At 47.1% G+C, this 14656-nt stretch carries 8 protein-coding genes; all 8 read right to left on the bottom strand.

The annotated features are described in order from the left end of the window. Positions 1-63: 63 nt before the first annotated feature. The gene (locus P6910_RS20585) at positions 64-1866 is read right to left on the bottom strand and encodes a C2H2-type zinc finger protein (RefSeq protein WP_317143126.1); all 1803 of its coding nucleotides are present in this window, start codon (positions 1864-1866) and stop codon (positions 64-66) included. Between the two features lie 433 nt (positions 1867-2299). Beyond that, positions 2300-2800 (bottom strand): hypothetical protein, encoded by a 501-nt coding sequence (locus P6910_RS20580; RefSeq protein ID WP_317143125.1) that lies wholly within the window; start codon positions 2798-2800, stop codon positions 2300-2302. Positions 2801-2981: 181 nt separating this feature from the next. Next, positions 2982-3530 (bottom strand): hypothetical protein, encoded by a 549-nt coding sequence (locus P6910_RS20575; RefSeq protein WP_317143124.1) that lies wholly within the window; start codon positions 3528-3530, stop codon positions 2982-2984. Positions 3531-3815: 285 nt separating this feature from the next. After that, positions 3816-5666 (bottom strand): hypothetical protein, encoded by a 1851-nt coding sequence (locus P6910_RS20570; RefSeq protein ID WP_317143123.1) that lies wholly within the window; start codon positions 5664-5666, stop codon positions 3816-3818. Between the two features lie 220 nt (positions 5667-5886). Further along, entirely contained in the window at positions 5887-8577 is a 2691-nt protein-coding gene (locus P6910_RS20565; protein ID WP_317143122.1) for a hypothetical protein, read from the bottom strand. Positions 8578-8725: 148 nt separating this feature from the next. Beyond that, entirely contained in the window at positions 8726-10768 is a 2043-nt protein-coding gene (locus tag P6910_RS20560) for a hypothetical protein (protein WP_317143121.1), read from the bottom strand. A 93-nt stretch (positions 10769-10861) separates the two neighbouring features. Continuing rightward, positions 10862-12532 carry a hypothetical protein gene (locus P6910_RS20555; protein ID WP_317143120.1) on the bottom strand — a complete coding sequence of 557 codons (1671 nt, stop codon included), beginning with the start codon at positions 12530-12532 and terminating at the stop codon, positions 10862-10864. 156 nt (positions 12533-12688) lie between these two features. Beyond that, complete coding sequence (locus tag P6910_RS20550) at positions 12689-14554, bottom strand: hypothetical protein (RefSeq protein ID WP_317143119.1); 1866 nt, start codon at positions 14552-14554, stop codon at positions 12689-12691. Positions 14555-14656 lie beyond the last annotated feature (102 nt).

The raw sequence follows: 14656 nt of genomic DNA, 5'->3' as shown, positions 1-14656 counted from the left end.
AAAAAACTAAGGCTGTAACGGGCACAACCTTATGAAAGGGTGAGTGTCAGATCAGGGGCTGAGTTACTTGTCGTCACTGATATTAAAAGTGTTGTGTTTTCGATGTGTTCTTTTGTGATGTGACAGGGTCCGTGCATTGCTGCAGACCAACCCGCATCTCCGCGACAGGCCATCCTGTCCGATTACTGTCACATAACAGGTTTTTTGCTCGCAGTGATCTTTTCTTTTGTGAGCCGACAGGGCATAAGGATTTTTGTAGGTTTTGCCGCATATATGCCGCAGGCCATTGTCCTCGACCACTATTGTGCCACAGGTTTTTTGCACACTATGGTCTCTTTTTCTGTGATCCGACAAGGTTTGAGCATTCTTGCAGATCATCCCGCATGTCCACTGTTGGCCATCCTCCCCGACCAGGGCGGCATCACAGATTTGTTGCCCGGTATGGTATCTGCTTTTGTGAACCGCCAGAGATGGCGCATTTTTGCAGACTTTCCCGCATGGCCGTGGCAGACCATCCTTCCCGATCACGCCCAGTTCACAGGTTTTTTTCTGCTGGTTGTGGGCTCTCCTTTTATGGGACGACAGGGATTGAGCATTCTTGTAGACCGTCCCGCAAGGCCGCTTCAGGCCATCTTGGCCAACCACTGTTACGTGACAGGTTTTTTGCCCAGTGTGGCATCTGCTTTTGTGATTTCTCAGGGCAATGGCATTTTTGCAGACTACACCGCATGGTCGCGGTCGGCTACCCTCCTCATCCACGGTCACGCTACAAGCCACCTGCCCAGTGTGGTCTTTAATTGCTGGCGGCAACTGTAGTGCGTTTGTCTCAGAAAGATGAGGTTGGTTCTGATTCAATTGGGATGATTCGGTAGTTTTTTGTTGTGTTTCTGAATGATTAAGCCTAATAGGAATACTGACATCTTCGAGAAAACTATTTACATAGATTGGCCGATTAGTGTTTGCGAAATTAACGATGCCAGACAGCAAACTCCCGGGCATTGGTAATTCGTGGTCGAGTGTTTCTGTTGGGTTGACATCAATGTCATGCAGATCTGGCTCGGATAGTTGGTCAAAATCGAATAGGGGTTGAATGTAAGAATGATCATTCCATCGTTCGAAAAGCGATTCTTGTTCGATATCTGTAGCGTTAACAGGTTTAATATGACTTACGCAACTATAGCAGTATTCACTGGTCAGATGAGGGCATGAGCTTTGTTCGGGTGTCGTTCCGTATGATGGACTGTATTTACAAACACCATGACAAGGATAGACATAGCAACTGAAAGCCATAGTATGCAGATGTCGTTTAGGGTCTCCGTTACCGTTGCCAGAGCCAGAATACAGGAGTCTATTGAAATAGTCTGTGGAGTGGGTAGTTGCCTTTGAGGGTTCCTGGCATGATGATTCTGATTGTTGAGTTTGTGATGGATTGTGTGTCGGGCTAAACATCGCAGTGATGGTTGTATACGTCGCTGGTTGTTCAACCCGATTAAACTGCAATAAGTCGCGATTCCAATAGTTCTTTAGAAGCCAGTTGAAAGCGAAGACCACTTCTACAAGTAGCCATGAATAAGGGGTGGCGCATAGAGGGGCGTCTTTGGTGGTAAGGATCGGTTCGAACGCAACCAGAAGGTAAGTAGCGTAAAGTAACTGCCAGGAACTTGACTGAATGATGCTCGTTTTTATTTCGTAACCGAATGATTCTTGTCGATTATTATCAGGCGGCGAATCTTGTCTTCCATAGCTGTTTTTTTCAGCAATGACTGACGGGTTGCCCGGCAACGTGTTCAGCTTAAGCTTTATAGAAAAGCTCTGGTTTGGAAAGCCTGCATCTTGTCCAAGTTCGACAATAAAACGTCTTGTCAAAGGTTTGGCCTGACAGACGACAGACAGCGAAAGTAACAACAGCAGTGTTGTAAAGAGTGAGTGTTTAATAATTCTGTCAATGTATTATGGTTTACAGAGATGAAGGATAGATCAAGAAAATAAATGTGTTTGAAAGGATGAGTATCAGATCGTTACTTATTCACTTTACTGTGTTTACTTTGCCTTCTTGAGAATCGAAGTCATCGTCCTGACTTGCATCAACAGACTTGTGCTTCTGATGTGTTTTTTTCTGATCCACAGAACATGATCTCACAGAATATTGTTATTAAATACCTAACCAGTTACTTATTGCAAATTCTGCTCGGCTGCTGATCATCATCTTCCCATGGGTATGTCACGAATTTTTTTTTGCCCTTTGTGGATTCTGCTTTTTTTGAGAGTAGAGAGATTGCGCATTCTTGAAGAATTTTCCTCACGGCCGTTGGTGGCCATCCTGCCCGTCCACGATCATGCTACAGGTTTGTCGCCTGTTGTGGTATCTGCTTTTGTAACAAGCCGGAGCCTTGGGATTCTTGCAGACCGCCCCGCATGGTCGCGACTGGCCATTCTCCTCGACAACGGTGAGGTTATAGGTAGTGTCGTTGCTTGCTAACGGGACCTGTAATGCGTCTGTCTCAGAAAGGTAAGGTTGGGGCTGACCCAATTGGCACGATTCGGTGGTTTTTGGTTGTGTTTCTGAATGGTTAAGCGTAATGGAAATGCCGATTTCTTCGAGAAGACAATTGGCATCGGCTGGCTTGGACGGGCTGTCATCAACGTCATATGTAGTTGCCTCCGAGAGTTGTTCAGAGTCGAATAGGGGTTGAATGCAAGTAAGATTGTTCCATAGCTCGATAAGCGACCTTTGTTGGGTATCTCTAGCGTTTAGAGGCTTAAAATGACTTACGCAACTATAGTCGTGTCCACTGTTCAAATGAGGGCATGAGCTTTGTCCGGATATTGCTCCTGTGTAGCCTGTTGCACTTGTTTCGAAATTCAGCAGCCATTCAACTGAATCTCTGCTACCGGAAGATACCCGCTATGTACAAACACCTTGACAGGGATACACGTAACAATTTAAACCCATAGTATGCATGTGTTGTTGAGGATCTCCCTTATCGTCGGCCAGAGCCAGAATAATGGAAGCTGGTGGAATAGTCTGTAAACTGAGGAGCTAAATTTGAGGCTTGCTGACCGGATGATCCTGATGGCTGGCATTGTGGCAGGCTAGATCCTGAGCCGAACATCGCTGTGATGGTTGCAAACGTCGCCAGTTGTTCAATTGGCCTAAACAGCGTTGAATCGTGATACCAATAGCTTTTTAAGAGCCAACTGACAGCGACAATCACTTCTAAAGGTAAACACGAATAAGGGGTTGGGCACAGTGGAGCGTCTTCGATGTTCAGGATCAGTGCGTAAGCAGACAGCAGGTTTGTGACGTAAAGCAACTGCCATGAAACTGACTCAATAAGGGTGGTTTTTATCCGGAAACCTCTCGAACTGTGTCTCTTGTGATCAGGCAACGAATCTGATTCTTCATGGCCGTTTGTTTCGGTAATCACTGACGGGTTGCCGGGCAGTGAGTTCTGCGTACGCTTTATAGAGAAGGTCTGGTCTGGAAAATCTGCATCCTGGCCAAGCTCGACAATAAAATATCTTGTCAAGGGTCTGGCCTGGCAGACGAAGGATAACGACAGCAAAAGCAATAGAAGTATTGCAAAGAGGGAGTGTTTAATAATTCTATCCCTGTATTCTGGTTTACAGAAAGCCCGTTGATGCCCAATTTGTGTCGTTTTTCATCAGGCGGCGAAGCTGGGTCATCATAACCGCTTTATGGGCAATTTATGAGTGACTGCCCGGCAGCTGACAGACAAGAGTAGCAGCGAAAGCGGTGCTGAAAAGAGTGAAACTCTATCCTTGCATTGTTCTCTACTGACGGGGAGGATAGATCATTTTATGAAAGGATGGGTATCAGTTCGGGGATGGAGTTTATCCTCCTGATCCACATCAGCACGTTTGCGTTTCCGATGTCTTCTTTTGTGATCCGTCAGAGCTTTGGCATTCTTGCAGACTTTTCCGCATGGCCGTGGCTCACCATTCTCCCCGACTAGGTTCACTTCACAGGTTTGTTGGCTGGTGTGGGCGCTTAATTTGTGATATCTGAGGACACGCGCATTCTTGCAGGCCGTCCCACATGGACGAGGTTGACCATCTTCCCCGATCACATTTATGGCACAGGTTTGTTGTCCGCTATGGCCTCTGCTTTTGTGGTCCGTCAGGGCTTTGGCATTCTTACAGACTTTTCCGCATGGCCGCGGCTGTCTATTCTCCCCGTGCACTGTCAAGTCACAGGTTTGTTGCCCGGAGTGATCTTTTTTTTTGTGATCCCACAGGTCTCGATGATTCTTGAAGATCTTACCGCATGGTCGCTTCTGACCGTCCTCCCCAACCATGGATACGTCACAAGTTTTTTGCCCGGTGTGGTAATTGCTTTTGTGAATCTGCAGGGTCTGGGCATTCAGGCAGATCGACCCGTATTTTTGCAGCTGTTTATCCATCCCCTCCTCGATCACGCTACAGGCTTGTTGTCCTGTGTGGTGTTTTTTTTTGTGAACCGTCAGGGCCTGAGCGTTCTTGCAGTTCGTCCCGCATGGCCGTTTCTGGCCATCCTCACCGATCACGTATACGTCACAGGTTTTATGTCCGGAGTGGTATCTGTTTTTGTGGGATGAAAGAGATTGAGCATTTTTGAGGACCTTCCCGCATGGCTGCTGCTGGCCATCTTTTCCGACCACTGTTAGCTCGCAGGTTCTTTGCCCATTGTGCACGTTGGCTTTGTGAGATGACAGAGTTTTAGCATTCTTGCAGACCTTCCTGCATGGCCGCAGCTGGCCATCTTTCCCCACTACGAATGCGTTGCAGGTTTTTTGCCCGTCGTCAGGAGTCGTATGAGCGTCCCCTGCACTTGCTGATTGTTCAGGGTTGCAGATATTGGCAAAGTGGCTGCCAGTGTCGTGTGACGGCAGCTTAAATAGCAGATCAAAGTCATATTGACGCTGAATGTCAAAAAGATCATCCGGTGTTCCGAAAGGCGAGCTTTCCCGGGAATCTGTGGTGTTTTGAGAATGAAAATGATCTATGCAACTAAAGCAATATCCACCAGCCAAATGGGGGCATGATCTTTCTATGGAATTCACTAGCCATTCATCTGGTTCGCCACTATCGGATGATGGTCGGAATAGACAAATACCATGACAGGGATAGGCGAAACAATTGAAACCGAAAGTATGTGAGTGTTGTTGAGGATCTTCTTCACCATCACCAGAGCCAGAATTTATGGGAGGAGTGAAGGAGCCTTTATAATGAATGGTTGTTCCTGCAGACTCTTGGCAGGTTGAATCTGATGGCTGGCTCTGTTGTTGCTGTCTGGGGCCAATCATCACAATGGTGATCATAAACGGTTGGTTTTGACTCGCTTCTTGTTGTTCGATCAGTGGTTTAATCGGGTTAAACAATCGTGAATCAGGGGGCCAACAGCCTTTTAAAAGCCAACTGACAGCGATAACTATTTCTACAGGTAGGCATAGATAAGAATCAGGGATTTGAAGGACGTCTTTGGTGGTCTGGATCAGCTCGAAAGAAACCAGTAGATTCGTGAGGTAAAGCAGTTGCCAGGAAAATGATTCGATAACGGGCGTTTTTACTCCGTAAGAACCCAGTCTGTCTCCTTTGTCATCAAGCAGCGAATCTGGTCCTGTGAAGCTGATTGTGTTGGCAATGTCTGACGGTGAGCTCGACAATGCACGACGGTAAGGCTTTATAGAAAAGTTTTGTTTTTGATAACTTGCTGTTACTTCAATTCTGACAATAAAACGTCCTGTTCCAGGCTCGGTCTGACTGAAGACAGATAATGACAGCAGCAGTAAAAGCGTTACAGCAAAGAGTGAATGTTTAATAATTCTATCCTTATCTGTTTAAAGGAGGAAGGATAGATCACCTCATGAAAGGGTCGATGTCAGTTCAAGGACGGTGTTCATCGTTCTGGTTCACATCAACATGTTGGCGTTTTCGATGTCTTCTCATGTGATCAGACATGGATGAAGCATTCTTGCAGACCACCCCGCATGGCCTTTTCTGGCCATCTTCTCCGACTAATGTCAGGTAACAGGTTTGTTTCTCCCCGTGATCTCTTCTTTTGTGATTCTTCAGGGCTTGAGCATTGATGCAGACCGTCCTGCAAGGCTGCGTCTGGCCATCCTCTGAGACGACTGGCACGTCACAGGTTTTCTCCCCTCCGTGGTATCTGCCTTTGTGAGATGACAGATATTGAGCATTCTTAAAGACCTTCCCGCATGGCTGCTGCCGGCCATCTTTCCCGATCACGGTCAGGTTACAGTTTTTTTGTTCGCAGTGATTTCTTTTTTTGTGATTCCAAAGGGCTAAAGGATGAGGGCAGACTGTCCCACAGGACTGCGTCTGACCATCCTCTGAGACGATTACCACATCACAGGTTTGTTGCCCGCCGTGATATCTGCTTTTGTGAGATGACAGACATCGAACATTCTTACAGACCATCCCGCATGGTCGTTGCTGGCTATCTTCCCCGATTACGATTACGTCACAGGTTGGCTGCACGCAGTGGTATGCGGTTTTGTGATACGCAAATACAAGTTTATTCTTACAGACCTTTCCGCATGGCCTTTTCTGGCCATCTTCCCCAATCACGGGCATGTTACAGGTTCTTGTCCCGGTGTGGCATTTGTTTTTGTGGCGTGCCAGGGCCGCGGCACTATTGCAGACCTTCCCGCATGGCCGACGCTGGCCATCTTCCCCGAACACGGATACATCACAGATTGGCTCGCCGGTGTGGTATCCGCTTTTGTGAGTGTACAGGGCAAGAATATTCTTGCAGGCCTTCCCGCATGGCCGCTGCTGGCCATCCTCCCCGACGACAGTCACCTCACAGATTTGTGGTCCGGTGTGGTATCTGTTCCTGTGATCCGACAGAGCTTTAGCATGCATGCAGGCTTTCAAGCATGGCCTTCGCTGGCCATCCTTCCCGACCACGATCATGTTACAGATTCGTTGCTGGCCGTTGTGGTATGCGCTTTTGTGAGTCAACAGGGCCGGAACATTCTTGCAGGACTTCCCGCACGGCCGCTGCTGGCCATCCTCCCCGACGACAGTCACCTGACAGATTTGTGGTCCGGTGTGGTCTCTTTTCCTGTGATCCGACAGAGCTTTAGCATTCTTGCAGGCTTTCCAGCATGGCCTTTGCTGGCCATCCTCCCCGACCACGATTATGTCACAGATTTTTTTCCCGCTGTGATATCTGCTCTTGTGACACGTCAGGGCCTTGGCATTCTTGCAGACTGTTCCGCAGAGTCGCGACTGGCCATCCTTTCCAGCTGTTTTGTAGTCACAGACTTGCCAGTTGTGGTATTTGCTTTTGTGAATCGACTGAGCTTCTTGTTGAAAATGTGCCGTTTCGAGCAGGACATTGTCAGATACTGAAGAAGTTTGTACTGTACCCGTCTGGGTTGGTGTAAAGGAAATCCCGATTTCTTCGGGTAGACTTTCAGGACTGACTGACTCATCCATGACCGCAAAATTATCAGTGATTGAAGACAAATTAACAGGCATTGTTACTTCATCACCGAGTGGCTCGTTAGCGACAGTTTTAAAGGCGGCTAGTGTACTTATAAAATTAAAGTCGGCCTGATCTAAGACGACCTTGTCAATGGCGACATCGTTTGAAGCGTTGTTATCAATGTCATGGTTCTGTGGCTCTGATAGCTGGCTGGAAGTGTATTGGGTTTGTATGCCAGGAAAATAATCCCTTGTTTCTGGACGTGTGTTTTGTTGCGAACAAGCAATGTTTAGAGAATAAGAGTGATCCAGACAACTAAAACAGTATCCATTGGCTAAATGAGAGCATGAACTTTGTCCGGGTGTTTCTCCTTTGTCGCCTGTCGATCTTTCTTCGGAATTCAAAGCCTTTTCAGCGGGCTCTCTGCTATCAAATGATGATCTGAATCTACAAACGCCACGGCATGGGTAGACGAAACAATTTAAACCCAATGTATGTTGTTCTTGTTCAGGGCCTTCGTCACCGTCGCTATACCCATGATTCAAGAGGCTAGTGAAAGTGCCTTTAGTGTGGGTATGGGTTCTCGGGGTTTGTTGTCCGGATGATTCTGATGACGGGTATTTTGCTGGGTCATATCCAGAGCCATACATCACAGTGACGATCTGGAACAGGTTTTTCCCCTGTTTCAATATAGATAAAAAATGTTGTCTAGTAGGATTAAAAAGCATTGAGTCGGGGTTCCAATAGCTTTTGAAAAGCCAGCCGAGAGCGATACCCACTTCGACAGGTAGTCCGGAATAAGGGTTGGGTCTAAGAGGTTTGGGGTTGACGGTCAGGATCAGTTCGTAAGCAACCAGAAGATTCCTGATGTCAGGCAATTGCCACGAAATCGACTCAGTAAGTGGCGTTTTTACTCTGTAACTATAAGATCTGTGTCGTTTGTCATCAGGCGGCGAATCTGAGGCTGCGTAGCCGTTTTCAAGATCAATGTCTGTCGGGTTGCCAGACAATGTCTGCCGGTCAGAATTTATAGAAAAGTTCTGATTTGGCAAGCCTGCATCCTGTCCGAGTTCGACAATAAAACGTCTTGTCAACGCATCGGCTTGACAAATAACAGACAACAAAAGCGCCAACAACAGTGTCGTAAAGAGTAAGTGTTTGATAATTCTAGCCTTGCCTTATGACTGACAGAGACGAAGGATATATCAAGAAAATAGGATTGTTTTTGTGTCTTCCTCATAAAGGTGTTGTTTAGATTAAGGTTTGAAGTTATGTGCTATCAGGCTTGCGTTTTCGATGTGCTCTTTTGTTATCAGTCAGCGCTCTGGTATTCCTGCCCATCTTTCCACATGGTTGTTGTGGATCATCTTTTCCGACCAGCATCGCATGACAGACTTTTTGCCCACTATGGACTTTGATTTTGTGATATGAGAGGGCGCTTGCATTTTTGCAGACCGTCCTGCATGGTCGCGGTTGGTCATCTTCCCCGACTATGGTTACTTCACAGGTTTTTTGCCCGCTGTGGAATTTGCTTTTGTGTATCGACAGAGCCATGGCATTTCTGGATACTTTTCCACATGGCTGCTGCAGACCATTCTTTCCGATCACTGTCATGTTACAGGTTTGTTGTCTGGTATGGACTTTTCTTTTGTGGTCCACCAGGGCTTGAACATTCTTGCAGACTTTCCTGCATGGCTGCTGCTGACCATCTTTCCAGTTCACGGTCACATCACAGATTTTTGGTCCGGTGTGGACATTTTTTTTGTGATCCAACTGGGCTTGAGTATTCCTGCAGACTTTCCCACATGGCTTCTGCTGACCATCCTCTCGGACCACGATCTCTTCACAGGTTTTTTGCCCGGTATGGTATCTGCTCTTATGACCCCACAGAGATTGGGCAGTACTGCAGACCCTCCCGCATGGCTGTTTTTGGCCATCCTTCCCGACCACTGTTACGTTGCAGATTTTTCGCTCGGTGTGGCAGTTGTTTTTGTGAACAATGAGGGCCTGCATATTCTTGCAGATCATCCCGCATGGCCGCTGCTGGCCATCCTCCCCGTACGTAGTCAGTCCGCAGGTTTTTTGCCCGGAATGATATCTGCTTCTGTGAGTTGAAAGAGATTGAGCATTTCTGCAGACCTTGCCGCATGACCGCTGTTGGCCGTCTTCCCCGACCACTGTCATGAAACAGGTTCTTTGCCCGCTGTGGATGTTCCTTTTGTGGGATAACAGATTTTGAGCATTTTTGCGGGCCTTCCTGTACTGATTTAGCTGGCCATATTTTCCGACTACAGTCACGTCGCAGGTTTGTTGTACAGCAGGGTAAGTTGTTTTGCTGCCCACTTTACTCTCTGATTCTGAAGGGTTGCAGCTATTGGCTGGATTGCTGTCAATGTCATAGTCCTTTGGTACAGATAGATGATCAGAGTCGTGTTGGCGATGAGTGGAATCATTCAATGTTCCGAAAGATAAGCTTTGTCGGGAATGTGTAGCGTTTTCAGAATCAAAACGATCCATGCAACTAAAGCAATATCCGTTAGCCAGATGGGGGCATGATCTTTCTACGGAATTCAGAGGCCATTCATCTGACCCCCGGTTATCGAATGATGATCGAAATTGACAAAAGCCATGACAGGGATAGATGAAACAATTTAAGCCCAAAGTATGCCGGTGTTGTTCAGGATCTTCCCCACCGCTGCCAGAGCCAGAATACTGAGAGGAGGGAAAAGAGCCGGTAGTCCGGGTAGTGACTTGTGGGACTTGTTGGCCGTATGATGCTGATGGAGGGTATTGTTGCGGGCTATGTCCAGAGCTAAACATCAGGGTAATAGCCGTAAATGTGTGATCCTGACTCGCCTCTTGTCGTTCGATCAGATTAAGTTGTTCCATTGGGTTAAAAATTGCTAAATCGGGTTTCCAGCAGCCTTTTAAAAGCCAACCGACATCGATAATCAGTTCTGAGGGAAGCCATGAAAGAGGGGCCGGGCCTGGTGAGGCGTCTTTGGTGGTCAGGATCAGTTGGTAAGCGAACAGCAAGTGAATGGTGGAAAGCAACTGCCATGAAATCGAATGAATAAGGTTCGTTTTTATCTTGTGACTGAACGAGTTTTGTCGTTTGTTGTCAGGCGGCCAATCGGATTCTGTATAGCCGTTTATATGGGAAATGACTGAAGAGGTTCCCTGGAATCTATTCAGGTCAGGCTTTACAGAAAAGCTCTGATTAGGGGAATCTGTATTTTTTTGAAACTTTACAATGTGATGTCCTGTATATAGTCCTGTCTGACAAACGACAGATAACGACAGTATGTGCAATAGCAGCGCTGAAAAGAGTGAGTGTTTAATAGTTCTATCCCTGCCTTCTGGTCTTCAGAGAGAAAGGATAGATCACTACATGAAAGGGCGGATTCAGAGCATTAGTGATTTATTTTTTTCTTGAGGACCGAGGTTATCGTTCTGGTCCACGTCCGCAGGCTTGCGCTTTCGATGTACTCTTTTGTGATCCGATAGGGCTTGAACACCCTTGCAGACCTTTCCGCATGGCCCCTGCCGACGTCCCTTCCCGAATACTATTAGGTTACAGGTTTGTTGCCCGGTGTGCTTTCTTCTTTTGTGATCCGTCAGATTTCTGGAACTCCTGCAGACTGTTCCGCACGGCCGCGGTTGACCATCCTCCCTGATCATGATCAAGTCACATGTTTGTTTACCGGTGTGGGCTCTTCTTTTATGATCCGAAAGGACTTGGACATTCTTGCAGATCTTCCCGCATAGCCGCTGTTGGCCATCCTCTTTGAGTATTTTTACATTGCAGATTTGTTGCCCGCTGTGGTAATTGTATTTGTGATTCGACAGAGCTTGAGAATTCTTGCAGACCTTCCCGCATGGCCGCTGCTGACCATCTTCCCCGACTTCGATCATGTCACAAGCTTGCTGTCCGGTGTGGCATCTTTCTTTGTGATTCCACAAGGCACGAGCATTCTTGAAGACCTTCCCGCATGACTGCAGCTGGCCATCCTCCCGGAACACTTTTTCGGCACAGGTTTGTTGCCCTGTGTGGTATTTGCTTTTGTGAACCGCTAGAGATGATGCATTCTTGGAAACCTTTCCGCATGGTCGCTGCTGATCATCCTCAGCGACCACGGTGGCGTCACAGGTATACTGTCCGGTGTTGTCTTTTCGATTCGAGAGGGCTTGTTGGCAATGAGTGAGCGCACGGGAAGTAACGGTTCCTTTGAAAGGACTTTGATCACGAAGATTGAGTAGCCCATTGATTATAATCAAGTCACCATCATCGAGTGGCCAGGCAGGGTCAATTGTAGAGACAGCTTCTGCTGTTATTGAGAATTTCTGGTCGCCTGTCGAACTTTCTATGGAGTTCAGCGGCGATTCAGCGGGCTCACTAACAAGGGATGATGGTCGCAATGTACAAACGCCACGACAGGGGCGGACGAAACAATGTAAACCCAAAGTATGTAAGTCTTCTTGAGGCTCCTGGTTACCGTCGCCAAACTCAGAATTAAGAGAAGCAGTGAAATAACCTATAGGATGAGTGGTGACCTGTGGAGCTTGCTGCCCCGATGATTCTGAAGGTTGGCCCTGATGTTGCGCGTGTTCAGAGCCGGACATCATAGTGATGATCGTAAAGGTGTATTCCTGACTTGCCTCTTTTTGTCCAATTGGGTTAAACAGTGGTGAATACGAGTTCCAATAGCTCTTTAAAAGCCATCCAACAGCGATAACCGATTCCACCAGTACCCATGAATAAGGTAAAGGGTTATCCTTTCTGGCCAGGATCAGTCCATAAGCAGCCAGCAGATTCGTGGTGTAAAGCCATTGCCATGAAAACGATTCAATGGTGGTCGCTTTAAACCCGTAATCGTCATGTCTCTGTCGTTTTTCATTCGATGGTAAATCTGACCATGTGTAGTCGTTTGTATCGACAATGTCTAACCTTTTGATCGGTAATACAGGCAGTTCACGCTGTATAGAAAAAATCTGGTTTGAAGAGCTTGCATCCTGTGCAAGCTCGAAAATAAAACGTCTTGTTGACGCTTCGGCCTGGCAGACGACAGGCAACATCAGCATAAGTAGCAGAGGTGTCGCAAAGAGTGAGTGAGTAATAATTCTATCCTTGCTTTCTGGTGTACAGTGAGGAAGAGTAGACCACCCTCCTGAGCATGGGAACCAGAGTTTTGCAAGAGCCTCGAAAGGGCGGGAGGTAGATCAGATTTTTACTTATTCAATATAACTTTTTGAGGTCTGAGGTTTGTTCCGGACCACACTGGCAGGCTTGCGTTTTCGATGTTTTCTTCTGTGATCCTCCAGGGTTTTGGCACTCGTGCAAATTTTTCCGCATGGCGACGACCGTCCATCTTCTCCGATTTCTATCACATCACAGGTTTTTTGCCCGCTATGGACACTTCTTTTGTGATCTGACAGAGATTTATTATTCCTGCAGAGCTTTCCGCATGGCCGCTGAAGGCCATCTTCTCCGAACACTATGATACTGCAGGCTCTTTGGCTGGTGTGGTATACGCTTCTATGATCCGACAGGGCTCTGGAATTCTTGCAGACCCTTCCGCATGGTTGCTGCAGGCCATCCTCCCTGACCAGGATTACGTTACAAATTCGTTGTCCGGTATGCACTAGTCTTTTGTGATCCGCCAGGGCTTGAGCATTCTTGAAGGCCATCCCGCATGGATGCTGATTGCCATCATTCCCGACGACAGTTTTATTACAGTTTTTTTGTCCGGTATGGTATCTCTGTTTGTGAGTTGACAGAGCTTGAACATTTTTGAATAGCCTCCCGCATGGCTGTTGCAGGCCATCATTACCGACGATAGTTGCAGTACAGCTTTTTTGTCCGGTGTGGCATCTATTTTTGTGATTTGACAGGGTTTGAGCATTCTTGAAAAGCCTCCCGCATAGCCGCTGCCCATCTTCCCCGACCATTTTGACGTCACAGGAGAGGGCTTGATAGCAATGTGTTATTCCGGATAGAGCGTTCTCAGGCGTTACCCTCTCTTGTGGTATGCCTGTCTGGTTCACCGTATAGGGAATCCCCGCTTCTTCGGAAAGACTTTGAAGGTTGAGTGACTCGGCAGGGGGCTTTATGCAGACTGCTACTGTGCTCATTGATCTTATTGTATCGCAGCTATTGTCTGGGTTGCTATCAGAGCCATACGCTTGAAATAGTTGACCAGAATTGCATTGGAATTGAACGTCAGCAAGATCATTAATTGTTTTGAAAGGCTTGGTTTGTTCCGGATCTACAGGATCAAAATGATCCATGCAACTAAAGCAGTATCCACCGGCCAAATGAGGGCATGAGCTTTGTTTGGGTGTTTTTTCAGTGTAGCTTGTCAAACTTTCCAGGATGTTCAGCTGCCATTCAGCAGCCTCGGCGCTTTCGGATGTTTGTCGGAATTTACAAACGCCATAACAGGGATGGACGAAACAATTTAAACTCAAAGTATGCTGGTTTTGTTCAGGGCTCTGGCTACCGCCGCCAAAGTCGGAATGCAGTGGCCTTGCGAAAGAGCCAGTGGGCTGGTTGTTGGCTGCAGGGGCTTGTTGGCGGGATGATTCTGATGGTTGGCCTTGTTGTTGGTTATGTCCAGAGTTAAACATCACAGTAATGACTGAAAACCCGTTATCTACCTGTGACAACATAGATGGCCCCTGTTGTTCCATCGTGTTTAACAGGGGTGAACCGGGGCTCCAATAACTTTTTAAAAGCCAGCCGACAGCGACAAACGTTTCTAAAGGTAGCCATGAATAGGGGTTAGCACTCAGAGCGGCATCTTTAGTGGTCAGGGTCAGTTCGTAAGCAACCAGCAGGTTAGTAGAATAAAACCATTGCGACGAAATCGAATCGATAAGGATCGTTGTTATCCCGTTACACTCAGGTTTGTGTCGTTTGTCATCAGACGGCGAAGCTGATCCGAAACAGGCGTCTGCGCTGGCAATGCCTGATGGCTTTCCGGACACTGCAGGCTGGCCACACTTTATAGAAAAGCTTTGGTTTGGAAAGTATTCATTCTGTTCAAGTTCAACGGTAAAACGTCCTGTCCACGGTTCGGCCTGGCAGATTAGAGACAACAGTAGCAGCAATAGCTGTGCTGTAACGAGTGAGTGATTAATGATTCTATACTTGCATTCCTGTTTACAGAGAAGAAGGGTAGACCACCTTATGAAAAAAGA

The sequence above is a fragment of the Endozoicomonas sp. 8E genome, from assembly GCF_032883915.1.
GTDB lineage: Bacteria > Pseudomonadota > Gammaproteobacteria > Pseudomonadales > Endozoicomonadaceae > Endozoicomonas_A.
The sequence above is the reverse complement of the archived record's forward strand: the minus strand, read 5'-3'. Positions and strand labels throughout refer to the sequence as shown.